The sequence below is a fragment of the Amaricoccus sp. genome, assembly GCF_017995835.1.
Taxonomy (GTDB): Bacteria; Pseudomonadota; Alphaproteobacteria; order Rhodobacterales; family Rhodobacteraceae; genus Amaricoccus.
Genome location: NZ_JAGOID010000046.1, coordinates 1 through 24,120, shown reverse-complemented (window position 1 = coordinate 24,120; position 24,120 = coordinate 1). Strand labels below are relative to the sequence as shown.

The following is a 24,120-nucleotide window of genomic DNA, read 5'->3' as shown; positions in this document are numbered from 1 at the left end:
GGAGCCGCAGTTCTCCCAGCCGGTCCGGCAGGTCGTGATGATGCTGGTCGTGCTCGGGCTGACCGCGGCCTGCGCGATCCTGCTCTATCCGCAGCTCGCGGGCATCTTCGCCGCTTCCCCCTACCTGAAGATCTTCATCGTCCTCGTCTTCTTCGTCGGGGTCGCCGCCTGCTTCTGGCAGGTGACCTCGCTCATCGCCTCGGTGAGCTGGATCGAGGGCTTCGCGCTGGAGCGGGCCGGCCACGACATCGCCGCGCCGCCGCGGCTGCTCGCGCCGCTCGCCACGCTCTTGCGCGAGCGGCGGGCGCGCCGGGCGCTGTCCTCGACCTCGACGCGCTCGATCCTCGAGAGCGTCTCGGTGCGCATCGAGGAACAGCGCGACCTCACCCGCTACCTGATCGGGCTCCTGATCTTCCTCGGCCTGCTCGGCACGTTCTACGGCCTCGCCACCGTGGTGCCGGCGGTGGTCGACACCATCCGCTCGATGGCCCCGCAGGAGGGCGAGAGCGCGGCGGCCGGGTTCGACAGCCTGATGCGCGGGCTCGAGGGCCAGCTCGGCGGCATGGGCACCGCCTTCGGCTCGTCGCTGCTCGGCCTCGCCGGGTCGCTGGTGGTGGGGCTGCTGGAGCTTTTCGCCAGCCATGCGCAGAACCGCTTCTATCGCGAGCTGGAGGAGTGGCTGTCCTCGATCACCAAGCTCGGCGTCGCCGGGGTGGACGCCGACGAGCCGCTGTCCGCCGGCGCGCTCCTCGGGGTCATCGAGCAGAGCGCCATCCAGATCGACGCCCTGCGCGAGGTGGTGGAGGCCGGCGCGGCGCGGGCCGCGGCCACCGAGGCGCGGCTGGAGGAGCTTGCGCGGCTGATCGCCTCGCCGGAGCGACGGGCGGAGGATCGGGCCCTTCTCGACCGGCTGGTCGCGGCGCAGGAGGCGACGGGCGCGGCGCTCGCCGCGCAGGCCGAGGACCGGGCGCTCACGGAGCGCATGGTGGCCGCGCAGGAGGCGACGGCGCGGATGCTCGCCGCCCGCGACGAGGAGACCGGCCGGCTCGACGCCGAGACGCGGGCGCGGCTGCGCTCGATCGACACCCAGGTGCTGCGCATCCTCGAGGACATGGCCGGCGGGCGGCAGGATCTGGTGACCGAGATCCGCCAGGACATCGCCGGCGTCGCCGAGGCGCTGCGCAGCCTGGCGGCGCGGCGGGGGTAGGGCGATGGCGCTGGCGTCACGGCGGGGAAACCGGTTCCAGCTGCTGATATGGCCGGGCTTCGTCGACGTGATGACGGCGCTGGTGCTGGTGCTGTTCTTCGTGCTGTCGATCTTCATGATCGTGCAGTTCGTGCTGCGCGACACGATCACCGGCAAGGACAGGGAGCTTGGCGAGCTTTCGGTGCAGGTGGCGAACCTCGCCGACGCGCTGGGACTCGCGCGCTCGCAGGCCGACACGCAGGCGGCGCTGATCTCGACGCTGACCGGCGAGCGCGACGCCCAGGCCGAGCGGCTCGCCGACTTCGAGGCGCAGGTGGCGAGCCTGATCGCGCGCAACACCGACCTGACGGGTTCGCTGGAGGCGGCGCAGGCCGAGAGCGCCGAGCGGCTGACGGCGGCGCAGGCGCTGGAGCTGTCGCTGGCGCAGGCCCGTTCCGAGGTCGACGCCGAGAAGGAGGCCGCGCGTCTCGCCGCCGCCCGACGCGAGGCGCTGGAGGCGCTGGTGGCGAGCCTGCGCGCCGATGCGGCGGCGCAGGGGACCGCGCTCGACGACGCCGAGGCGGCCCGCCTTGCCGAAGCCGCCGCGGCCGAGGAACTGCGCCAGCGGCTCGCGGGCTCGCAGGCCGAGCTGACCGCCATGACCCTTTCCCTCGAGGCCGAGCGCAAGCGGGCCGAAGAGACGCTGACGCTGCTCGCCGCCGCCGAGGCGGCGCGCGACCGGCTCTCGGGCACGGAGGCGACGGCGCTCTCGGACGCGGAGCGGCGGGCGGCGGAGCTTGCGCAGGCGCGGGCCCTGCTGGCCGAGCAGGAGCAGGCCTCGGCGGAGGCGCAGCGCCAGGTCGCGGTGCTGAACCAGCAGACGGCGGAACTGCGCCGCCAGCTCGACGGGTTGCAGGGGCTGCTCGACAGCGCCGCGGATCGCGACGCGGACGCGAAGGTGCAGATCGAGACGCTGGGCGCGAACCTCAACGCGGCGCTGGCCCGGGTGGCCTCGGAGGAGCAGGCCCGGGCCGACCTCGAGGCGCGCGAGCGCGCGCGGCTGGAGGCGGAGGCGAAGGACCTGCGCCGCTACCGCTCGGAGTTCTTCGGACGGATGCAGGAGATCCTCGGCGCGCGCGAGGGCGTGCAGGTGGTGGGCGACCGCTTCGTCTTCCCGTCCGAGGTGCTGTTCGCACCCGGCTCGGCGACGCTCGGGCCCGAGGGGCAGGCGCAGGTGGCGCGGGTGGCGGCGGTGATCCGCGAGATCGCCGGCGAGATCCCGCCGGACATCGACTGGGTCCTGCGCGTGGACGGGCACACCGACAGGACGCCGCTCGGGCCGGGGAGCTCGTTCCGCGACAACTGGGACCTCTCCCAGGCCCGCGCGCTGTCGGTGGTGCGCTACATGATCGCCGCCCAGGGCGTGCCCGCCAACCGCCTCGCGGCGACCGGCTTCGGCGAGTACCAGCCGATCGACCCGGGCGACAGCCCCGAGGCGCTGGCCCGCAACCGCCGCATCGAGCTGAAGTTCACGGAGCGGTAGGTTCGCAACCCTGCGGCTCCGTGCTCGGCCGCGAAGAAACCTGGCCGCGTCAGTTTGGCGCGCGCCGCAGCGTACCTGTGCAGTTCCGCCTGTCTCGGCGCGACCGGCCCCGAGAGCGCGCTGCGCTTGATGACTGTGGCTGAAAACCGTGCTAGTCTTAAAAATCGGGCGCGTATTTCCGCCGGATTCATCCCGGCCACGTCCCGGTCATTTGTGTGCACCTTCTCATAGTGAGGGATGGCAATGGCGACATTCATGGTGACTTCTGCCGCGGATAGCGGCGCCGGCTCCCTGCGGACGACGGTGGCCGCGGCGAATGCGCTTGCGGGCGCGGACGAGATCCGCTTCGACGCCTCCGTCTTCGACGGCGAGGCGGCGGACGTGATCCGTCTGACAAGCGGTCAGGTCGGGATCACCGACGAGCTCACGATCGTCGGCGGCTCCGCGGGGGCGACGATCACCGGCGACGCGAACGACGACGACGTGACGCTCCCGGGCGGGATCACCGACGTTGATGCTTCAGGTTCCGGCCTGCTCGACGACAACAGCCGCATCTTCGACGCCCGCGCGGCGCTGACCCTCGACGGCCTGACCTTGACCGGCGGGCGCACAGACGAGTCGGGGGGCGCCGTGCGCGGAACCGACGTGACGCTGACGGACAGCACCGTCAGCGGCAACAGCTCCGGGGGGTATGGCGGAGGCGGCGGGGGCGTCTTCGCCTCGGATCTCCTCTCCGTCGACGGAAGCACGGTGTCCGGGAACCGGACAGAGGCGCTGGGCGGTGGTGTCGCCGGTGACACGGTGGTCGTCACGAACAGCTTCATCAGCAACAACGAGGGCGGCTTTGAATACGCGGGGGGCGGGGTTTTCGGGAACGTCGTTGCCTTGGAGAACAGCAAGATCACCGGCAACCATGCCGGCAATGGCGGCGGCGTTGGCGCGATGTCGAGCGTGAAGGTGACCGGCAGCCTGGTCGGCGGGAACACGGCCAACTACGGCGGCGGCGGCGTCTGGTCGTTCGGCGACGTGTACGTGCACGGCAGCACGATCGACGGAAACGACGGCGGCAGCTTCGACGGCGGAGGGGGAGGAATCGACGGCCGCGGGTACGTCTCTGTCATGCGCAGCACGATCAGCAACAACACCGTTTTTGGCTTTGGCGGGGGGATCTCCGGCCGCGATGGCGTGAGCCTTGTCGACAGCACCGTGGCCGGCAATGTCGTCACGCCCGCGTATGGCTACTTCCAATCGCAGGGAGGGGGCGTCTTCAGCCTGGGCGCGGTGTCCGTGACGCACAGCACGGTCACGGGCAATGTTGCGACCTCCGGCTATGATCCTGCGAGCGGAGCAGGCATCGAGGGACAGTCCGTCGCGCTCATCAACAGCATTGTGTCGGGCAATGCGACAGACTCGGTGGCGGACGACGTGGTCGGCGCATTGGCTCTGACCGGCGGCAACATCCTCGGCGGCGACCTCTTCGACGGCGTGAACGACGTGGGCGACGTCACCGCCGCCGATGTCTTCGTCGCGACAACGGAGATCGCCCCCGGCATCTTCGCCGGGGTTCTGGCCGACAACGGCGGGCCGACGCGGACCGTCGCCATCCGCGGCGACGGCCCGGCGGCGGGGGCGGCGGATCCGGCGAGCGCGACGGCGACCGACCAGCGCGGCTTCGCGCGCGACGACGCACCCGACCTCGGGGCGTTCGAGGCCGGCGCCGGCGGCGGGTTGACGCTCGTCGGCGGGCCGGGCGCGGACGAGCTCACGGGCGGCGACCTCGCGGACGATATCCGCGGGCGCGGCGGCGCCGATACGCTGAGGGGGATGGGCGGCGACGACCTGATCCTCGGCGAGAAGGGCCGAGACAGCGTCCGCGGCGGCGGCGGCGACGACGATGCGCGCGGCGGCGCAGGTCACGACCGGATCTGGGGAGGCGGCGGCGACGACATCCTGCGCGGCGGCCGGGGACCGGACCGCTTCGTCTTCGGCGAAGGCTTCGGCGACGACGCGATCCTCGACTTCGACGCCGGCGCGCAGGGCGGACAGGATCGCATCGACCTGCGCCCGCTCGGGATCACCGCGGCGTCCTTCGCCACCGAGGTCGAGGTGACGCCGGACGGCGGCGGCGCGATCGTGCTCGTGGCGGCGCAGGGATCGATCCGCCTCGACGGCGTGCCGGCGGTCGCGATCGACGCGACGGATTTTCTTCTGACATGAAGGCGCCGGATTTGCGAGGTCCGACAAATATTAGCTAATATCAATAGCTTGTCAGAATATCACGCGTGTTAGCGCCGCGGTCTTGCCCGTCGGGCCGGGCTGCCGCATTCTCCCGGGCGTCGCCTCAGCCGGAAGGTCCGCCCACATGCGCCGTCTCGTCCTCGCCGCCGCCCTCGCGTTCCTGCCCGCCGCGGCCTCGGCCGAACTGCCCGATCTCGGCGGGCGCGAGGTCGTGGTGGTGACCGAGAACGCCTATCCGCCGCTCCAGTTCGTCGCGCCGGGCACGAGCGAGCCGATCGGCTGGGAGTACGACGCCATGGCCGAGATCGCGAAGCGGCTGAACTTCCAGGTCCGCTACGAGAACAGTTCCTGGGACGCGATGATCCCGGCGGTCTCGGCAGGACAGTTCGACATCGGCATGACCGGGATCACCATCCGCGACGACCGGGCGACGATGGTCGATTTCTCCGACCCATACCTGCGCTCGGAGATGTTCATGCTGGCGCGCGCCGACGAGACCCGGTTCGACGACGCCGAGAGCTTCATGCATTTCGAGGAGGGCCGGGTCGCGGCGCAGCCGGGGACGACGCCGTTCTACGTCGCCGTCTACGACCTTCTCGACGGCAACGAGGCCAACCCCCGCGTCAGCTTCTTCGAGACGTTCGGGGCAGGCTTGCAGGCGCTCATCGCCGGCGACGTCGACCTGGCGCTGACCGACGGGGTGGCGGCGCAGGGCTACGTCAAGGCGAACGAGGGCAAGCTCAAGATCATCGGCGAGCCGCTCGGAGCGGAGGATTTCGGCTTCATCTTCCCCAAGGGCTCCGACCTCGTCGCGCCGGTCAACGCCGCCATCGCCGAGATGAAGGCCGACGGCACCCTCGACGCGCTGAGCCAGAAGTGGTTTCTCGACTATCAGATGGGGCAGTAACTGGCACCGCCTCCCGGCGGCGGCCCGCGCCGCGACTTCCCCTGGTGGCTGGCGGTCGCCGGCGGGATCGGGCTCTGGATCGCGCTCGCCATCGCGCGCGACCCGGTCTATGCCGCCATCGCCGCGACGCTCTGGAAGGGCGTGGGCATCACCGTCCTCGTGACGCTGGTCGCCTTCGGCTGCGCCGCGGCCTGGGGGCTGCTGCTCGCGGTGGGGCTCCTGTCCGAGCGCCGTGTGCTGCGGCAATCGGCGCGGTTCTACGTCGAGATCGTGCGCGGGGTGCCGATCATCGTGCTCCTGCTCTACGTCGCCTTCGTCGCGGCGCCGGCGCTGGTCGCGGGGTGGAACGCGCTCGCGGCGCCACTCGGGCTCGGCGAGATGCAGACGCGCGACCTGCCGCTGCTGTGGCGGGCGGTGGCCGCGCTGGCGATCGGCTACTCGGCCTTCCTCGCCGAGGTGTTCCGCGCCGGCATCCAGTCGGTTGATCACGGACAGGTCGAGGCGGCCAAGGCGCTGGGCCTCGGCGGCTGGCTGCGGTTTCGCCTGGTGGTGTTTCCGCAGGCGGTCCGGACCGCCCTGCCGCCGCTCGGCAACGATTTCGTGGCGCTGGTGAAGGACAGCTCGCTCGTCTCGGTTCTCGGCGTGGCGGACATCACCCAGCTGGGCAAGATCTACGCCTCCGGCTCGTTCCGGTTCTTCGAGACCTACAACGTGGTGGCGTTCTTTTATCTGGTGATGACGATCGGGCTCTCGCTGGCGCTGAGGGGGGTGGAGCGGCGGCTCAGGTCCGCGGGGGCCAAGGTCAGCGGCGGAAGCTCGTGAGGAGGTCGTAGCCGGTGTAGACGAAGCTGATGAGGAGCGCGCCGATGACGGTGGAGATGTTGTTCCGCAAGGTCTTGCCAAAGGCCTCGTCGTTGAGGCCTTCCGAGCGGTAGAGAATGACGAACAGGCCGAGGATCGCCGCGCAGTTGAATGACGAGACCGCGACGGCGACATAGGCGCGCTGATCGGGCGAGGGCGCTCCCGTACCCTTCAGGAGATGGAAGGCGGCGAGCGCCACAATGGCGACGACGAGCGAGAAGGCGGTGGATTTGGCCACCTAGCGGTCGCCGTCGGCGGGGATCCGGTTCGTCGCTGTATAGCCCACGACGCCGCCAATCAGGCCGCCCACGACTGCAGGCAGGAAGAGACCGGACACGGCCGCGACCGCCGCGCCCGTTCCGACGGCTGCGATGGCGGCGTTTGCCACGAGCTGGCCCGTCGAGAAGCGCGGTGCAGGGGCGGATCCTGTCGTGCGGGGGAGGTGCGCGGTGTTCATGTGGTGAATATAGCGGCCCGCCAGTGTTCGTACAACGGCCGTGGACGAGAGGGGGTTGGAGAGGACCGGCGGGCCTCCGGGGCTTGCGAGGCCGGGCGGGGGCAGGCTACGACTTGGGAAAATCGCGGCGGAAGGGGCGCATGGGCGAGCGGGTCGTTCTCTGCTATGGCGACAGCAACACCCACGGGACGGCGCCGATGGCGCGGCTCGAGGACATGGACCGCTTTGGCCCGGCCGAGCGCTGGCCCGGGGTGATGGCGGCCGATCTCGGCGCCGGGTGGCGGGTGATCGAGGAGGGATTGCCGGGGCGCACGACCGTTCATCCCGATCCGGTCTCCGGCGTGCACAAAAGCGGGATCGCGGTCCTGCCGGCGGTGCTGGAGAGCCATCGCCCGATCGACGTCGTCGTGCTGATGCTCGGCACCAACGATCTCAAGGTGCGGTTCCAGGTTCCGGCGATCGAGATCGGCGTGTCCGTCGAACGGCTGGCGCTGGCGATCCGCCAGAGCTTCTGCGGCCCTGGAGAGGGGCCGCCCGCGCTGCTGATCGTCTGTCCGCCGCCGGTGCTGGAGGCGGGCTGCCTCGGCGAGATCTTCGCCGGCGGGGCGGCGAAGTCGGCCCGGCTCGCGCCGATCTATGCCGCCGTGGCGGCGAAGGCGGGCGCGGCGTTTCTCGACGCGGGCGCCGTGATCGCGTCGAGCCCGCTCGACGGCGTGCATTTCGATGCGGCGGCCCATGACGCGCTCGGCCGGGCCGTCGCGGCGGCGGTACGCCAGATGGAGGCGGATTGATGCTGAAGGGGATCGACCCGCTGCTGAACGCGGACGTGCTCCATGCGCTGCGGGCGATGGGCCACGGCGACGACCTGATTCTCGCGGACACGAACTTTCCCGCGGACGCGCTGGCGCGCAGGACGACGCTCGGGCGGCTGCTGCGGATCGATGCGCCGGCGGCGCGGGTGGCGCGGGCGGTGCTCTCCGTCTATCCGCTCGACACCTTCGTGGACGACTCCGCTGCGCGCATGGAGGTCGTGGGCGAGCCCACGACGATCCTGCCGGTGGCGGCGGAGGTGCAGGCCGAGGTCGACGCGGCCGAGGGCAAGCCGTGGCCGCTGATCGGGGTGGAGCGCTATGCGTTCTATGAGCGGGCGAAGACGGCCTATGCCGTGATCCAGACCGGGGAGCGCCGGTTCTACGGCTGCTTCGCCTTCCGCAAGGGCGTCATTGCGCCGGAGGACTGAGTCATGAAGCCGGTGGTCATCCTCGGGGTCTTCGTCGCTGACACCTCGTACCGGGCGGCGCGGATGCCGCGTTTGGGCGAGACGGTCCTCGGCGAGCGCTTCGTGCTGGGGCCGGGGGGCAAGGGCTCCAACCAGGCCGTCGCGGCGGCGCGGCTCGGGGTCGAGACGCACATGATCACGCGGCTCGGCGACGACGCCTTCGCGGGGATGGCGCTGGCGACATGGGCGGAGGCAGGCGTGCGGCCGGCGGTCGTGCGCGATCCTGACAGCTACACCGGCGCGGCCTTCATCTTCGTCGAGGCGGGTTCTGGAGACAACGCGATCATCATCGCGCCGGGAGCGGGTGGACGCATCGGTCTGGCGGACATCGACGCGCAGGCGGCTTTGATCCGGCGGGCCGGGGTGTTCATGACCCAGCTCGAACAGCCTCTCCCGGCCGCGGCGCGGGCGCTTCTGATCGCGCGAAAGGCCGGAGTGCGGACGATCCTGAACCCCGCGCCGGCGCAGACTCTGGGCGACGACGTGCTCGGGCTCTGCGACGTGCTGACCCCGAACGAGACCGAGGCGGAGGAGATCACCGGGATCCGGGTCGACTCCGACGAGGCGGCGCGCGCGGCGGCGGAACTGCTGCTCGGGCGCGGCGTGGGCGCGGTGGTCGTGACGCTCGGCGCGCGCGGGGCGCTCTATCACGACCGCGAGCGGTCCGTGGTGGTTCCTTCGGTGAGCGCGGGGCCGGTGGTCGAGACGACCGGGGCCGGCGACGCCTTCAACGGCGGCTTTGCCGCCGCGCTGGCGAGCGGCGTCGATCCGGTGGAGGCGGTGCGCTTCGGCTGCGCGGTGGCGGGGATCTCGGTGACACGGCCCGGCACGGCGCCGTCGATGCCGACGCGCGCCGAGGTGGAGGCGTTGCTGGCGCGGTGATGCGGTCGTGATACGCGCCTTCGTCTCGATCACCCCGGCGGAGGAGGCCGTGGCCGCGCTCGTCGCCGCGCAGGCCGGGATGCCGGCCGGGCGCCTCGTCGAGGCGGCGAACCTGCACCTGACGCTCGCCTTCCTCGGCGAGCGACCGGAGACCGAGGTCGAGGACGTCCACTCCGCGCTGTTGGCGATCCGCAGCCCGACGTTCCCGCTTCGCTTCAACGGGCTCGACCTGTTCGAGTCCTGGCGTGGCGGGCGTGCGGTCGTGGCGGAGATCGCGGCCGACGAGACGCTGACGCGGCTGCGCGACAAGGTGGCGCAGGCTGCCCGCAGCGCCGGAGTGGCGCTGGAGCGCGGACGCTGGCGACCACACGTGACGCTCGCGCGAATGAACGCCGCGCCGACGGCGGAGGAACTGGAGCGCCTGCGCGCCTTCGTGGCGCGTGGCGCGCGATTCCAGGCGGGGCCGTTCCCGGTGGCGTCCTTCGAACTCACACGCTCGCGGCTGGGCCGGGCGGGCGCGTCCTACGAGACGATGGAGACCTATCCGCTGTGGCCGGCAGGGGCCGCTTGACGCCGCCTGTGGACCGGTTGGACCTGACGTTCAGGCGCGCTCGACGTACTCCATCGTCTCGGTCGAGACGACGATCGCTTCGCCCTCGCCGACGAAGGGCGGGATCATGACGCGGACGCCGTTGTCGAGGATGGCGGGCTTGAAGCTGTTGGCGGCGGTCTGGCCCTTCACGGCCGGCTCGGTTTCGACGATCTTGCAGACGACCTTGTCCGGGAGCTGGGCGTTCAGCGCCTCGTCCTCGTAGTACTCGACCAAGATCGTCATGCCGTCCTGAAGGAACGGGCGGCGGTCGCCAAAGATGTCGGCCGGGATCGTCACCTGCTCGAACGTCTCGGCGTCCATGAAGTGCAGGAGCCCGTCCGACTCGTAGAGGAACTGCTGGTCCTTCTGGTCGAGGCGCACGCGCTCGACCTTGTCGGCCGAGCGGAACCGCTCGTTGAGCTTGCGGTTGTCGCGGATGTTCTTGAGCTCGACCTGGGCGAAGGCGCCGCCCTTGCCGGGCTTGACGTGGGAGACCTTGACCGCGACCCAGAGGCCGCCGTCGTGGTCGAGGATGTAGCCCGGGCGGATTTCGTTGCCGTTGATCTTGGGCATGGGGCGTCCGTTCAGCTTTCTCGCGTTCAGTTTTCGGAAATTTGTCGCCGCTATAGGTGCTTGGTCAGGCGCTGGCAAGTTGCCGGCCGCAGGTCCGGGCGAGGCGGTCGCGGTATTCTTCCCGCGACCAGGGGGGCTTCGGATCACTATCCGGAAAGAGCACACATGACCAGCGACCGCGTCCCGGACGCGCTCGGCCGCGCGCTCGCGCGCCGTGGATACCAGACGCTTACCCCGGTGCAGCACGCCGTTCTGGAGGCGGGGCGGGACCGCGATATGCTGGTCTCGGCTCCGACGGGGTCCGGCAAGACCATCGCCATCGGGCTGGCGCTGGCCGGATCGCTGCTCGACGCGGCCGGCCGGCCGGTCGTCGCGGGCGTTCCGCGGGCGCTGGTGGTCACGCCGACGCGCGAACTCGCCCGGCAGGTGAGCGACGAACTCGCCTGGCTCTACGCCGATGTGCCGTTGCGCGTCGTCTGCTGCGCCGGCGGCGACTGCCCGCGCGCCGAGCGGGCGCGGCTCGCGGCGGGCTGCGAGGTCGTCGTCGGCTCGCCCGGGCGACTGCGCGACCAGGCGGAGCGCCGGGCGCTCGACCTCGACGGGGTGGCCGTCGTGCTCGACGAGGCCGACGACATGCTCCAGTTGGGGTTTCGCGCCGATCTCGACTTCCTGCTCGGGGCGGCCGGGCCGCGTCGGCGAACGCTGATGTTCTCGGCGACGGTGAGCCGGCGGATCGAGGCGCTGGCGGCGCAGTACCAGCGCGACGCGGTCCGGATCGACGCGGCCGGGAGCGCGACGGACCACATCCGTTTCGAGGCGATGGCGGTGGACCCAGCCGACCGAGCGGCGGCGGTGGCGAACCTGCTGCTCCTGCACCAGCCGGCTGCGGCCATCGTCTTCTGCGCGCGGCGCGAGTCGGTGGGCGAGCTTGCCGGCTGGCTGGCGCAGCGCGGCTTCCGGGTGGCGGCGCTCTCGGGCGACCTGCCCCAGCGCGAGCGGACTGCGGCGGTGGCGGCCCTGCGCGAGGGGCGGGCGCGGGTCTGCGTCGCGACCGATCTCGCGGCGCGTGGGCTCGACCTGCCCGGCCTCGACCTGGTGATCCATGCCGACCTGCCGGAGAACGCGGCGGCGCTGACGCATCGCTCCGGGCGCACCGGACGGGCCGGGCGGCGCGGCCACGCCGTCCTGCTGGCGCCGCACGCGCTGCGGCGGCGGGCGCGGCTGCTGGCGGCCGGCGCCGGCGTCGCGCTCGACTGGGTTGCGCCGCCGTGCCGGGCGGCCATCCTCGCCCGGAACGAGGCCCGCCTGCTCGCGGACGCAGCACTGGGCGCGGCGGCGGCGCCCGACGAGCGGGCCGCCGCGGCGCGGCTGCTCGCCGCCCATGATGCGGAGCGGGTGGCGGTCGCCTTCCTGCGTGAGCGGGCGCTGGCGCGTCCCGCGCCGGAGGCGTTCGGCGGTCCGAAGGACCCGGTCCGGGACGGCTGCGGCGCGCGTCCGGCCGGGGCCGGTCGGTCGGCGCCGCCGCGGCCGGGCCGCCACGGCTGATCCCTGTCGGGCGGCGCGGCGGCTTCGGGTCGCCGGGCGCCCGCGCCTCGCGGCCGGGCGAGGCTCGCACGACGGCGCGGCGACCGCTATGCTTCCCCGGGCCGGCGCGGGGCCGGACGCGCGAGGGGATGACGGGGGAGCGGATGCGGCTCGCGGGTCTCGACGTCATCGTGGTCGGCAACCCGCCGCCGGGCTTCGGTGGGCGCTACTTCATCTTCGTCAAGGTGACGACGGTCTGCGGCATCGCCGGCTGGGGCGAGGTCTATGCCGCGACGGTCGGGCCGGCGGCGATGCAGGCGGTGATCGCCGACGTCTTCGCGCGCCACATGGAAGGCGAGAACCCGGAGAACATCGAGCTGATGTTCCGCCGGGTCTATTCCGCCGGGTTCAGCCAGCGGCCGGATCCGACGGTGATGGGCGCGTTCTCGGGGTTGGAGATCGCCTGCTGGGACTTACTCGGCAAGGCGCGGGAGCGGCCGGTCCACGCGCTCTGGGGCGGGCGGCTTCGCGACCGGCTCCGGGCCTACACCTATCTCTATCCGCGGGACGACCAGGATCCGGCGTCGTTCTACAACGACCCTGACGCCTCGGCGGAGGCGGCGGCGGCGCTCGTGGAGCGGCACGGGTTCACGGCGGTGAAGTTCGATCCGGCCGGGCCCTACACGATTCACGGCGGCCGGCAGCCGGCGATGGCGGAACTCGACCGTGCGGAAGCGTTCTGCCGGGCGGTGCGGGCGGCGGTGGGGGACCGGGCGGACCTGCTCTTCGGCACGCACGGGCAGTTCACCACCTCCGGCGCGATCCGGCTGGCGCGGCGGATCGAGCCCTATGACCCGCTCTGGTTCGAGGAGCCGGTTCCGCCGGACAACCCGCTGGAAATGGGGCGGGTGGCGGCGGCGGTGCGGGTTCCGGTCGCCGCAGGGGAGCGGTTGACGACGAAGCAGGAATTCGCGGCGCTGCTGCGGGCCGGGGGCGCCGGCGTCGTGCAGCCGAGCCTCGGCCGGGTCGGGGGGCTTCTGGAGGCGCGCAAGATCGCGGCGATGGCGGAGGGGTTCAACGCGCAGGTCGCGCCGCATCTCTATGCCGGGCCGGTCGCCTGGGCGGCGGCGGCGCAGCTCGCGGCGTCGCTGCCGAACTTCCTGCTCCTCGAGACGATCCTGACCGGCGGCGGCTTTCACGGCGCGCTGATCGGCGGGGCGTGGGACTGGGACGACGGCCATGTGCGTCTGCCCGACCGGCCGGGGCTCGGGGTGGAACTGGACGAGGCGCTGGCGCGGGCGCATCCGTGGCGTGGCGAGCGGCTGCACCTGGAGATGCAGGCCGAGGAGGCCGACCCGCGGGGCGCCCGCTTCGGCGGCGGCTGAAGGCGCGGGCGGCGCCTACTCCGCTGCGCTCGGGGCGGGGTGGGCGAGACGGGCGGACAGCTCCTCCCACGCGGCGTTGATGGCGGCGAGCCTCGCGTTGGCGAGCGTCACGCTCTCCCGCGGCAGGCCGCGGGCGACGAGGCGGTCGGGATGGTTCTCGCGCACGAGCTTGCGCCAGCGTGTGCGCGCCTCGGCGAGGTCGGCGTCGCGGGGCAGGCCGAGCACCTGCCAGGGATCGCGCGACGCGTCGCCCGTCCGCCGCGCCTCGATGCAGGCGAAGACCGCCGCGGGGATGCCGAAGATCTCGGCGACCCGTCCGAGGAAGGCGCGCTCCTCGTCCGCGTATCCGCCATCGGCGACCGCGACGTAGAAGAGGCCGTCGAGAATGTCCTCGAGCATGCGCGGCTGGCGGCGGAACATGCGGGCGATGCGCTCGGCGTAGGCGTCGAAGCCGGCGACGTCCTGGCGGGCGAGGTTGAAGACCCGCGCGGCCGCGGCCTCGTCCTCCGGCGCTATCTGGAACACCTGGCGGAAGGCGCGCACCTCGGCGACGTTCACCTGGCCGTCGGACTTGGCCATCTTCGCCCCGAGGCAGACGATGGCGATGGTGAAGGCGACGCTCTTCTCCGGCGGCGCGCCGCGCCGATCGAACAGCGCGATGAGGCCCTCGCCCTTGGCGACGACGGCGCTCACGATCTCGGCGAGGCGGGTCCAGATCGACATGCCCCGAACCTATCAACGCGCGGGGCGAGGGAGAACGGCGAAAACGTCGGGACGGAAACGGCGAGCTCGTGCCGCATCGCGGACGGCGGGCACGCGGTCACTCCGGGACCCCGGGCGAGCGTGCGGGAAGGAGCCGCACGGCGCCGCCGGCAGATCCCCCGAGGATGCGGGAGCCTGGCTTGCGTGCGCCCCCCTGCCGTGGTCACTACGGGCGCAAGGACGGACGGGAGGGCGCGCCGTGGCCTGGGATTTCTGGATCGACCGCGGGGGCACGTTCACCGACATCGTGGCCCGGGACCCCGCGGGCGAGCTGCATCGCGCCAAGCTCCTGTCGGAGAACCCCGAGCGCTACGCCGACGCGGCGTTGCAGGGCATCCGCGATTTCCTCGGGCTCGGGGCGGACGCGCCGATCCCGGCGGAGCGCATCGCCAGCGTCAAGATGGGCACCACCGTGGCCACCAACGCGCTGCTGGAGCGCAAGGGCGACCCGGTCGTGCTGGTGACGACGCAGGGGCTCGGGGAGCAGCTCCGCCTCGCCTACCAGAACCGGCCGCGGCTCTTCGACCGGCGCATCGTGCTGCCCGACATGCTGCATTCGCGCACCATCGAAGCCCGCGAGCGGGTGCGGGCCGACGGAACGGTGGAGACGCCGCTCGACGAGACGCACCTGGCGGCGGAACTCGCGGCAGCGCGGGCGGCGGGGTTCGACGCCTGCGCCATCGTCTTCGTCCATGGCTACCGGCATCGCGCGCACGAAGCGCGGGCGGCGGCGCTGGCGCGGGCGGCGGGGTTCGGGCAGGTCTCGGTCAGCCACGAGGTCTCGCCGCTGATGAAGATGGTCAGCCGCGGCGACACCACGGTGGTGGACGCCTACCTCACCCCGATCCTGCGCCGCTACGTCGACCGGGTGGCGGCCGCCTTCGCCGGCGACATGACCGGCAAGCTGATGTTCATGCAGTCGAGCGGCGGGCTGACCGACGCGCGGCGCTTCCAGGGCAAGGACGCGGTGCTGTCCGGGCCGGCGGGGGGCGTCGTCGGCGCGGTCCGCACCAGCCAGATCGCCGGGCAGGACGCGATCGTCGGCTTCGACATGGGCGGCACCTCGACCGACGTCTGCCACTTCGCAGGAACCTACGAGCGCGTCCTCTCGACCGAGATCGCCGGCGTGCGCATCACCGCGCCGATGATGCTCATCCACACCGTCGCGGCCGGCGGCGGCAGCCTCCTGCAATTCGACGGCGCGCGAATGCGGGTCGGCCCGGAGAGCGCGGGGGCCGACCCGGGGCCGGCGGCGTACGGCCGCGGCGGGCCGCTCGCGGTGACCGACGCCAACGTCCTGACCGGCCGCCTGCGCCCGGAGTTCTTCCCGCCGATCTTCGGCCCGGACGGCGACCTGCCGCTCGATCTTCGCACGACGCGGGAGAAGTTCGCGACCCTCGCCGCCGGGATCGGCAAGCCGGCCGAGGAGGTGGCGGAGGGCTTCCTGCGCATCGCGGTCGAGAACATGGCGAACGCGATCAAGACCATCAGCGTCCAGCGCGGCCACGACGTGACCGAGCATTGCCTGACGGTGTTCGGCGGCGCCGGGGCGCAACACGCCTGCGCCATCGCCGACACGCTCGGGATGCGGGTCTGCCTCGTCCACCCGATGGCCTCGCTGCTCTCCGCCTACGGGATGGGGCTCGCCGACATCCGCGCCAGCCGGGTCGAGGCGGTCGAGGCCGATCTCGACGCCGCGAGCCGCCTCGCCGCGGCGTCGCGGCTCGACGGGCTCGGCGTGGTCGTCCTCGGCGAGGTCGAGGCGCAGGGCGTGCCGGAACGGGCCATCCGCCTCACGCAGCGCGTGCACCTGAAGGTCAAGGGCGCCGACGCCGCGCTCGCCGTACCCTTCGGCACGCTCGCGGAGATGCGCGCGACCTTCGCCGAGACGCACCGGGCGCGGTTCGGCTTCGAGCCGGGCGCGGCCCTCGTCATCCACGCCGTCGAGGTCGAGGCCGTCGGAGAGGCGGCCGACCTGCGCGAGCCGCCGCGCGACCTCGTGGAGCGGCCGGAGGACGCCTGCGAGGTCGCGCTGACCGCGCCGGTCTGGTTGCACGGCGGCTGGGTCGAGACCCGCTTCGTCCGCCGCGGCGCCCTCGCCCCCGGCGACCGGGTGAGCGGGCCGGCGGTGATCGTCGAGGACCACACCTCGATCCTCGTGGAGCCGGGCTGGCGGGCGCGGATCACTGCGCGCGACCACGTCCTCATGGAGCGGGTCGCCGCGCGGACGGAACGCGCGATCGGCGCCGACGCCGACCCGGCGCTGCTCGAGGTCTTCAACAACCTCTACATGTCGATCGCCGAGCAGATGGGGGCGGTGCTGGAGAACACCGCGGCGAGCGTGACCATCAAGGAGCGGCTCGACTTCTCCTGCGCCGTCTTCGATGCGCAGGGCGCCCTCATCGCCAACGCGCCGCACATGCCGGTGCATCTCGGCTCGATGGGGGCGAGCGTGCAGGCGGTGGTGGCGCAGAACCCGGGGATGCGTCCGGGGGACGTATTCGCGCTCAACGCGCCCTACAACGGCGGCACGCATCTTCCCGACATCACGGTGGTTTCTCCGGTCTGGGACGACGCGGGCGCGCGCGTGCTGTTCTTCACGGCGGCGCGCGGCCACCACACCGACGTCGGCGGGCTGACCCCGGGCTCGATGCCCCCGGACAGCCGGACGATCCACGACGAGGGCGTCTATATCGACAACTGGAAGCTGGTCGACGACGGCCGCTTCCGCGAGGACGCGACGCGGGCGCTGCTCCTCTCGGGCGACTGGCCGGCGCGCTCGCCGGAGGTGAACCTCGCCGACCTGCGCGCCCAGGTCGCCGCCTGCGCCAAGGGCGCGGCGGAGCTGCGGCGCATGGTCGCGCATTTCGGGCTCGACGTCGTCGAGGCCTACATGCGCCACGTCCAGGACAACGCCGAGGAGAGCGTGCGCCGCGCGATCGAGGCGCTGCACGACGCCGAGGTGGTCTATCCGATGGACGACGCCGTCGACGACACGAAGCGGGCGATCCGGGTGCGGGTCGACGTCGACAAGGCGGCGCGGACGGCGCGGATCGACTTCACCGGCACGACGACGCAGCTCGCCACCAACTACAACGCGCCCGAGCCGGTGACGCGGGCGGCGGTGCTCTACGTCTTCCGCTGCCTCGTCGACGCCGACATCCCGATGAACGAAGGCGTGATGAAGCCGCTCGAGGTCGTGTTGCCGAAAGGCACGATGCTGTCGCCGGACTACCCCGCGGCGGTGATCGCCGGCAACGTCGAGACCAGCCAGGCCGTCACCTCGGCGCTGTTCCTGGCGCTCGGGGTGCAGGCGGCGGCGCAGTCGACGATGAACAACACCACCTGGGGCGACGACCGGCGGCAGTACTACGAGACCGTCTGCGGCGGCACGGGCGCGGGCGTGCTCTCGGACGGAACCGGGCATCCGGGCACGAGCGGGGTGCATTCCCACATGACCAACTCGCGGCTGACCGACCCGGAAGTGCTGGAATGGCGCTACCCGGTGGTGCTCGACGAGTTTCGCATCCGCAAGGGCTCCGGCGGCGCCGGCCGGTTCCCCGGCGGCGACGGGGTGACCCGGCGCATCCGCTTCCTCGAGGCGATGACGCTCGCGATCCTTGCCGGCCACCGCAGCGTGCCGCCGCCCGGGCTCGCCGGCGGCGGCCCCGGCGCGGTCGGGCGGTCACGCATCCTGCGCGCCGATGGGACGCACGAGACGCTGGGCGCCGCCGATCGCCGCCGGGTGGGGCCGGGCGACGTCTGGGTGCTGGAGACCCCGGGAGGCGGCGGCTATGGCGAGCCCTGAAAAACCGGTCGTGACCATCCGCTACTGCCGGCTCTGCGGCTGGCTGCTGCGATCCGGATGGATGGCGCAGGAACTGCTCTCGACCTTCTCCGATGAGCTGGGCGGCGTGCTGCTGGAGCCCGGGACCGGCGGGATCTTCGAGGTCGAGGTCGGGCCCGAACTGGTCTGGGAGCGCAAGCGCGACGGCGGCTTCCCGGACGCCGCGGAGCTGAAGCGGCGGGTGCGCGACCGGATCGCGCCCGAGCGCAGGCTGGGGCATACCGACGGCAGCACGTAGGGCCGGCCGGCCGATCCCCGAGACGGTGAAGCCGCCGCGACAGCGCAGCGCGCCGCGGGCGCGCCGGCGCCGCTGACGCGACGTCGACGCGGCGCATGGGCCGGCCCGGCGCTGGCGGTGGATTCCACCGCGAAGCGCAACGGTTTCTTCAAGCAAACCGGATTTCGAGGTTCCTGCCAAGCTCTGACAGGAACGCCTCGACCGGGGATCGGTAGCCGAGGCACTTGCGCGGGGTGAGGTTGATGGTCATGGCGATCTCCTGGATGTCGGCTTCGTCGAGCGCGTCGAGGTCGGTCCCGCGCGGGAGCCATCGTCGGATACGGCCGTTGGCGTTCTCGATCCCGCCCTTCTGCCAGCTGGCGTAGGCGTCGCAGAAGTAGGTAGTGGCCGAGAGCATGCCGCGCAGCAGCGTGTGGCGCGCGAAGCAGGTGTCGTTGTCGAAGGTGGCCGAGCCGCGCATCCTCGGATCGAGCCGCCGGAAGGTGGCCATCATCGCGGCGACGGTCTCGGCGGCGGTCTTGCCGGCGAGACGCGACATCAGCGTGATCCGGGTCTTGCGCTCGTGCAGCACCAGCACCGGGCGGGAGCGCTTGCAGATCACCAGATCTGCCTCCCAATGCCCCACCGTCTCGCGGGCGTCAGCATCGCAAGATCGCTGAGAAATATGGGTTTTCTCGGCGATGATATCCTTGGAGGCCCGGCCGTGGCGTTTTCGGCGCCGGGCGCGCCCGCGGGTCAGCAGGCGCCACAGCCGTTCCGCCTTCTGGCCGGGGCGGTAGACCCAGCCGTAGATCGCCTCCGCGCAGACCGCCCGCAGGCCGGTCTCGATCCCGAGCCGCAGCCGTCCGGCGATCTGCTCGGGTGTCCAACCCTCGGACAGCCGGGCCGTGACGTAGTCCGCGAGCTCCGCATCCGTCTCGAGAACCGCCGCCCGCTGCCGGCGCAACATGTAGGCGCCGTCCGCCACGTGCGGCCGCCAGACGCCGCTGTCGAGCGCGTTGCGCCGCAGCTCGCGCGAGATGGTCGACGCCGCCCGGCCGAGCGCCCGCGCGATCCCCCGAAGCGAGGCGCCGTCGGCCTTCAGCCCGGCGATCCGATCCCTTTCATCGGCAGTCAGATGAGCATACCCTCGCATGGCATCACCGTTTTCTGTTTGGCGACAGACGGATACCTCATCCGTCAACGGTGTTGCACCTCACGCTGGAACTCACCGCGGCGTCGGCGACCTTCCTGCCGAACAGGAAGGTGATCAGCGCTTGAAGTATCCAAAGCCCTACGATCGTGACGCCGGCGATACGCACCCAAGCGGGAACACTTGCCAGCAGGTCGGGCGATGCTTTCATGAGCACAGGTTCAAACGCGGAGCCGACGAAGGCCGCGGCAAGCGTGAGGGCCAAGAGTCGCTTCCCTAGAAAGGTGGCTCCCATCATAATGAGAAACCCGCTCACCATGACCCCAAGCGTCAAAACCTCGACCATCGGCCCGCAGTCCCGACGTGTTCAGATGGTCGAAACGGAGTTCTTTTCTCCGATGACCTCGACGTACGCCTCGACGCGGGACTGATCGGGAGACAGCGCCTCCATATAGGCCTCGAGCAACTGCTGTTCCCGGCTCGCCAGATGCCCGTCGGCCATGCCGATGTCGATCAGGTTCGCCATGAGCGGATTTACATGCGATCGTTCGATGAACTTGGCCACTAGCGCAATGCATTCGTCCAAGTTATGCGCCTTCCAAGCCTTCACGGCGTTGTCCCAAGCAGGCGTCTCTCGCGGACCATCAATCCTTCGCAAGATCGCAATCTCGTCATCGTCGATGTCGCCGTCCGCCGCGATCATCGTGATGCATGCGAGCAGGATCGCCGATTTCGAGTCGAGTGTGGTTTCGCGTCCACCGGTCAGTCGATTGAACAAGCTCATCCTATCTGCTCCAATTCTTTACGAAACGCCGCCATTCGCGGGCAAGACCGCCGCCGGGATTATCGCCGCGATGATGCCATCGATTCGATCTGAGTAACGTAGAGTCGCCAAGTTGCGAGCTTTCTGGCATGGACATCGCTCTTCCTAGTGCGCGCCGCTACCGCAGTCGCGCTTCAACTTCACCCCTTGCGCCGCGCGGCCTCGACTGCTTCGGCCACGCTGGAATACGAGCCCTCGACTTTGCCGTCCTTGTAAAGGGTGATCCGGGTGCTGATTAGCCCGCTGTCCTTGACAACCTCGTACTTCGAGTACTTGCCGTAGATCGTCTCGACAACCGTCTTCGTCATATCGTTGGGTTCCTTGCATGATTGACAGATGAGGCAACGCTGCCCGGCAGGAAGCAACGAGGCGGCGCAGACCAACGACGAATCGACCCCCCTTCGCTCCCATATTTGAACCATCGCCGACTCTCCCCAACTAAATCAATCCGCCGCGAGGCGGTATCCCATTCGTCGTTCATGGTTTCAGACACGCCCTGAGCCTCAGATAGTCGCCCTTGACCGCGCGCCGGCGCGGGCAGGTCGCGGGTCATCGCGGCGGTACCGAGGTTGGCCCGCCCGATCTGGGCGAGCCGGATGACCGCAAGGCCGGCGACGCCCACCATCACCAGGTCTTGGTAGCAGTCCGAGCAGACCTGCTCCCGTGCAACAACGACGGTGTTGCACTTCGCGTTGGAACTCACCGGCGCCTGCATTAACGATTCAATCCCGCCTCTTTTTCTTGGCGTATGCGTTGTGCATACGTCGTGCATAATACCGGCGGGCTCATGAAACGACTCGCGGACCTTTTTCGACCTTTGGGGTTTTTATCGTGTGTATTCAGGTAGTTACCCTATCTATCACGCGTGTTAGCCCGTGTTGCGCCGGGTAGCTTGGTAGGCTCGTCGGTATAAGGCGTGCATCGAAGGATCCGCCGTAAACCCTTGACGCCGAAGTCTTCAGACGGAAACCGTATCAGGCCCCGCGGGTGATGGCGGCGACGCCGGTACGGGCGATGTCGACGAGGCCGAGGGGGCGCATGAGGGCGACGAAGGTGTCGACCTTGTCCGGCGCGCCGGTGATCTCGAAGACGAAGCTCTCGAGCGTGGTGTCGACGATGCGGGCGCGAAAGACCTCGGCCATGCGCATCGCCTCGACCCGCTTTTCGCCGGCGCCCGCGACCTTGATCAGCGCCAGCTCGCGCTGCACCGAGGGCCCCTCGACGGTCAGGTCGTGGACCTCGTGGACGGGGACGAGGCGGCCGAGCTGGGCCTTGATCTGCTCGATCACCGCGGGCGTGCCGGTGGTGACGATGGTGATGCGCGACCGGTGGCCCTCGTGATCGGTCTCGGCCACGGTCAGGCTCTCGATGTTGTAGCCCCGGCCGGAGAACAGGCCGATCACCCGGGCGAGCACGCCGGCCTCGTTGTCGACGAGGACCGCGAGGGTGTGGGTCTCCTGGCGGTCGCCGAGCGGATTGCGCAGGTCATAGGCGCTGTGGCGGGTGGCGCCTTTGCGCAGGTGGAGGGCGTTCATGCGACTGTTTTCTCCCGAGTAAGGTCATTCGGAAACAGGAGCGAGGCGAGTTCTGACGTCGACCCCACGTGGCGGAAATCTCCCCAGACCAGCGCGCGGAGACCGGGGCGAACCGATTTCACGCCTTGGGCGTTTCCTTTGACGTGTTTGACTACCCTATGGCCCAGGGAGGGCATCTCGGACCTGGGACAGTCCGCACCGAACCAGCGGTAGTGGTTGATCGCCAGAGTCTCCCTCTCGAAGAAGATCCAGACGACGCAGCCGCCGGTCTTCTCCTCCAACTTGCGGTTTATCTTCTGAACGCGCGTACTCGATCCGACGAAGCTGCTCTTGATCTGTACGTGGCGCTGGGTCGGGCCGGTTTCCATGACAATGTCGAATCCAGCTTGATCAGTATGTGAGCGCAGGACGTCGACAGGCTGGTCACGGCGCCAGAACTCGCGGCAGAGTTCTCCGAGAAAGGCGTACTCGATATACTCCTCTCGAAGGCTCGACCATAAGCTGTGCTTGTCCGATGCCTCGTCCGTCACACCAGCACCGCGCCGTCGGCGCCGATGGCGCCCTCAGTCGCGTCCTCGCCGAGGAGCATCTCGTTGTGCGCCTTGCCCGACGGGATCATCGGGAAGCAGTTCTCGTGCTTCTCGACCAGGCAGTCGAAGATCACCGGGCCGGGATGGTCGAGCATCTCCTGGATGGCGTCGTCGAGCTTCGCCGGGTCGGTGCAGCGGATGCCCTTGGCCCCGAAGGCCTCGGCGAGCTTGACGAAGTCCGGGAGCGCCTCGGACCACGACGAGGAATACCGCTCGCCGTGCAGGAGTTCCTGCCACTGGCGCACCATCCCGAGCCGCTCGTTGTTGAGGATGAACTGCTTGACCGGCAGGCGGAACTGCACCGCGGTTCCCATCTCCTGCATGTTCATCAGCCACGACGCCTCGCCGGCGACGTTGATGACGAGCGCATCCGGGTGGGCGATCTGCACGCCGATCGAGGAGGGGAAGCCGTAGCCCATGGTGCCGAGCCCGCCGGAGGTCATCCAGCGGTTCGGCTCGTCGAAGGTCATGTATTGCGCCGCCCACATCTGGTGCTGGCCGACCTCGGTGGTGATGTAGCGGTCACGGCCGCGGGTCAGCGCCTCGAGGCGCTGGAGCGCGTATTGCGGCTTGATGACCTTGTCGGAGTTGCGGAAGGCGAGGCAGTGCTTGCCCCGCCACAGCTCGATCTGCTTCCACCACTTGGCCACCGCCTCGGAACGGGTCTTGCCGCCGCGCTCCTTCCACAGCGCCAGCATGTCCGCCATGACCGAGCCGACGTCGCCGACGACGGACACGTCGACGTGGACGTTCTTGTTGATCGACGAGGGGTCGATGTCGGCGTGGATCTTGAAGGAATGCGGGGAAAAGGCGTCGAGCCGGCCGGTGATGCGGTCGTCGAAGCGGGCGCCGAGGCAGATCATGACGTCGCAGTCGTGCATCGCCCAGTTTGCCTCGTAGGTGCCGTGCATCCCGAGCATCCCGATCCAGGCCTTGCCCGAGCCCGGATAGGCCCCGAGGCCCATCAACGTCGACGTGACAGGGAAACCGGTCGCCTCGACCAGCGCCCTGAGCGTCGCGCTCGCCTCGGGGCCGGCGTTGATGACGCCGCCGCCGGTGTAGAGGATCGGACGCTCGGCGCGCTCCATCGCCTCGACCGCGGCGAGGATCGCCGCCGGGTCGGCCTTGGTGCGCGGCGAATAGTGCGTCCGCGCCGCCTCCGGCGCGGTGTAGGCCGCCGTTGCGAACTGGACGTCCTTGGGGATGTCGACGAGCACCGGGCCGGGACGGCCGTGGGTGGCGACGTGGAAGGCCTTGTGGATCGTCGCGGCGAGGTCGGCGGTGTCCCTGACCAGCCAGTTGTGCTTCGTGCACGGCCGGGTGATGCCGACGGTGTCGGCCTCCTGGAAGGCGTCGTTGCCGATCATGAACGTCGGAACCTGGCCCGAGAGCACGATGATCGGGATCGAATCCATCAGCGCATCGACCATGCCGGTGACGGCATTGGTCGCGCCGGGGCCGGAGGTGACGAGGACGACGCCGGGGCGGCCGGTCGAGCGTGCGTAACCCTCCGCGGCGTGCGCCGCCGCCTGCTCGTGGCGGACGAGGATGTGACGAATATCGTTCTGCTGGAAGATCTCGTCATAGATCGGCAGCACCGCCCCGCCCGGATAGCCGAAGATGGTGTCCACGCCCTGATCCTTCAGGGCCTGGATGACGATCTGGGCGCCAGTCATCGTGCGGTGCATCGGTCTCTTCTCCGGTCTTCGGTCGGTCGGGGCATCGGGCCAAGGCTGCGGGCGACAAAAAAACCCCCGGCGAGGGGG

General features: G+C 70.6%; 24 protein-coding genes. 13 read left to right on the top strand and 11 right to left on the bottom strand.

Annotated elements, in window-relative coordinates; genetic code table 11:
• From KBA23_RS09115 to KBA23_RS09095, 5 genes are all read left to right on the top strand, one after another.
• A partial coding sequence (locus tag KBA23_RS09115; RefSeq protein WP_290739711.1) for a biopolymer transporter ExbB occupies window positions 1-1,207 on the top strand: 1,207 nt, incomplete at its 5' end.
• A 4-nt stretch (window positions 1,208-1,211) separates the two neighbouring features.
• Entirely contained in the window at window positions 1,212-2,729 is a 1,518-nt protein-coding gene (locus tag KBA23_RS09110) for a peptidoglycan -binding protein (protein ID WP_290739708.1), read from the top strand.
• 483 nt (window positions 2,730-3,212) lie between these two features.
• Complete coding sequence (locus tag KBA23_RS09105; protein ID WP_290739705.1) at window positions 3,213-4,946, top strand: choice-of-anchor Q domain-containing protein; 1,734 nt, start codon at window positions 3,213-3,215, stop codon at window positions 4,944-4,946.
• Between the two features lie 145 nt (window positions 4,947-5,091).
• Window positions 5,092-5,874, top strand: a complete 783-nt coding sequence (locus KBA23_RS09100) for a transporter substrate-binding domain-containing protein (protein WP_290739703.1) — start codon at window positions 5,092-5,094, stop codon at window positions 5,872-5,874.
• On the top strand, window positions 5,875-6,696 hold the full coding sequence (locus tag KBA23_RS09095) for an amino acid ABC transporter permease (protein WP_290739717.1): 822 nt from the start codon (window positions 5,875-5,877) through the stop codon (window positions 6,694-6,696).
• Here the strand turns inward: KBA23_RS09095 and KBA23_RS09090 are convergent.
• Window positions 6,677-6,973 (bottom strand): hypothetical protein, encoded by a 297-nt coding sequence (locus tag KBA23_RS09090; protein ID WP_290739700.1) that lies wholly within the window; start codon window positions 6,971-6,973, stop codon window positions 6,677-6,679. The genes KBA23_RS09095 and KBA23_RS09090 overlap by 20 nt on opposite strands.
• A gap of 359 nt (window positions 6,974-7,332) precedes the next feature.
• Between KBA23_RS09090 and KBA23_RS09085 the strand changes: the two genes are divergently transcribed.
• Genes KBA23_RS09085 through thpR form a run of 4 tightly spaced genes read left to right on the top strand, consistent with a single transcriptional unit; the run spans window position 7,333 to window position 9,924 of the window.
• On the top strand, window positions 7,333-7,983 hold the full coding sequence (locus KBA23_RS09085) for an SGNH/GDSL hydrolase family protein (RefSeq protein ID WP_290739697.1): 651 nt from the start codon (window positions 7,333-7,335) through the stop codon (window positions 7,981-7,983).
• A complete protein-coding gene (locus KBA23_RS09080; RefSeq protein WP_290739694.1) occupies window positions 7,983-8,432 on the top strand; it encodes an RbsD/FucU domain-containing protein in 450 nt (149 codons plus the stop codon). Before KBA23_RS09085 ends, KBA23_RS09080 begins: the two co-directional genes overlap by 1 nt.
• Before the next feature lie 3 nt (window positions 8,433-8,435).
• Window positions 8,436-9,353: a ribokinase gene (rbsK, locus tag KBA23_RS09075; protein ID WP_290739692.1), complete on the top strand. Its 918-nt coding sequence runs from the start codon at window positions 8,436-8,438 to the stop codon at window positions 9,351-9,353.
• Between the two features lie 7 nt (window positions 9,354-9,360).
• Window positions 9,361-9,924 (top strand): RNA 2',3'-cyclic phosphodiesterase, encoded by a 564-nt coding sequence (thpR, locus tag KBA23_RS09070; protein ID WP_290739689.1) that lies wholly within the window; start codon window positions 9,361-9,363, stop codon window positions 9,922-9,924.
• Between the two features lie 30 nt (window positions 9,925-9,954).
• Here the strand turns inward: thpR and efp are convergent, their stop codons facing one another.
• A complete protein-coding gene (gene efp / locus KBA23_RS09065; RefSeq protein ID WP_290739686.1) occupies window positions 9,955-10,518 on the bottom strand; it encodes an elongation factor P in 564 nt (187 codons plus the stop codon).
• 165 nt (window positions 10,519-10,683) lie between these two features.
• Here efp and KBA23_RS09060 point away from each other — a divergent pair, with 165 nt between their 5' ends.
• Window positions 10,684-12,063, top strand: coding sequence for a DEAD/DEAH box helicase (locus KBA23_RS09060; protein ID WP_290739683.1), 1,380 nt, complete (start codon window positions 10,684-10,686; stop codon window positions 12,061-12,063).
• A gap of 143 nt (window positions 12,064-12,206) precedes the next feature.
• Window positions 12,207-13,427, top strand: coding sequence for a mandelate racemase/muconate lactonizing enzyme family protein (locus KBA23_RS09055; protein WP_290739714.1), 1,221 nt, complete (start codon window positions 12,207-12,209; stop codon window positions 13,425-13,427).
• 15 nt (window positions 13,428-13,442) lie between these two features.
• Here the strand turns inward: KBA23_RS09055 and KBA23_RS09050 are convergent, their stop codons facing one another.
• Window positions 13,443-14,150 carry a molecular chaperone DjiA gene (locus tag KBA23_RS09050; protein ID WP_290739680.1) on the bottom strand — a complete coding sequence of 236 codons (708 nt, stop codon included), beginning with the start codon at window positions 14,148-14,150 and terminating at the stop codon, window positions 13,443-13,445.
• 238 nt (window positions 14,151-14,388) lie between these two features.
• Between KBA23_RS09050 and KBA23_RS09045 the strand changes: the two genes are divergently transcribed.
• Together KBA23_RS09045 and KBA23_RS09040 are read left to right on the top strand one after the other, a co-directional pair.
• The gene (locus tag KBA23_RS09045; protein WP_290739677.1) at window positions 14,389-17,997 is read left to right on the top strand and encodes a hydantoinase B/oxoprolinase family protein; all 3,609 of its coding nucleotides are present in this window, start codon (window positions 14,389-14,391) and stop codon (window positions 17,995-17,997) included.
• Window positions 17,984-18,274, top strand: a complete 291-nt coding sequence (locus KBA23_RS09040; RefSeq protein WP_290739674.1) for a SelT/SelW/SelH family protein — start codon at window positions 17,984-17,986, stop codon at window positions 18,272-18,274. Before KBA23_RS09045 ends, KBA23_RS09040 begins: the two co-directional genes overlap by 14 nt.
• Window positions 18,275-18,422: 148 nt before the next feature.
• On the opposite strand, the gene KBA23_RS09035 is transcribed toward KBA23_RS09040, so the two are convergent.
• The 8 genes from KBA23_RS09035 to KBA23_RS09000 form a co-directional block, all read right to left on the bottom strand.
• Window positions 18,423-19,409, bottom strand: a complete 987-nt coding sequence (locus KBA23_RS09035) for an IS30 family transposase (protein WP_290739671.1) — start codon at window positions 19,407-19,409, stop codon at window positions 18,423-18,425.
• A 37-nt stretch (window positions 19,410-19,446) separates the two neighbouring features.
• On the bottom strand, window positions 19,447-19,752 hold the full coding sequence (locus tag KBA23_RS09030; protein WP_290739668.1) for a hypothetical protein: 306 nt from the start codon (window positions 19,750-19,752) through the stop codon (window positions 19,447-19,449).
• 21 nt (window positions 19,753-19,773) lie between these two features.
• Window positions 19,774-20,190, bottom strand: coding sequence for a hypothetical protein (locus tag KBA23_RS09025; RefSeq protein WP_290739665.1), 417 nt, complete (start codon window positions 20,188-20,190; stop codon window positions 19,774-19,776).
• 179 nt (window positions 20,191-20,369) lie between these two features.
• On the bottom strand, window positions 20,370-20,537 hold the full coding sequence (locus tag KBA23_RS09020; RefSeq protein WP_290739662.1) for a hypothetical protein: 168 nt from the start codon (window positions 20,535-20,537) through the stop codon (window positions 20,370-20,372).
• Complete coding sequence (locus KBA23_RS09015; protein ID WP_290739659.1) at window positions 20,534-20,944, bottom strand: hypothetical protein; 411 nt, start codon at window positions 20,942-20,944, stop codon at window positions 20,534-20,536. The genes KBA23_RS09020 and KBA23_RS09015 overlap by 4 nt, the downstream gene beginning before the upstream one ends.
• Window positions 20,945-21,203: 259 nt before the next feature.
• Window positions 21,204-21,764: an acetolactate synthase small subunit gene (gene ilvN / locus KBA23_RS09010; RefSeq protein WP_290739656.1), complete on the bottom strand. Its 561-nt coding sequence runs from the start codon at window positions 21,762-21,764 to the stop codon at window positions 21,204-21,206.
• Window positions 21,761-22,294, bottom strand: coding sequence for a hypothetical protein (locus KBA23_RS09005; protein ID WP_290739653.1), 534 nt, complete (start codon window positions 22,292-22,294; stop codon window positions 21,761-21,763). Before KBA23_RS09005 ends, ilvN begins: the two co-directional genes overlap by 4 nt.
• A complete protein-coding gene (locus KBA23_RS09000; RefSeq protein WP_290739650.1) occupies window positions 22,291-24,042 on the bottom strand; it encodes an acetolactate synthase 3 large subunit in 1,752 nt (583 codons plus the stop codon). Before KBA23_RS09000 ends, KBA23_RS09005 begins: the two co-directional genes overlap by 4 nt.
• Window positions 24,043-24,120: the final 78 nt, after the last annotated feature.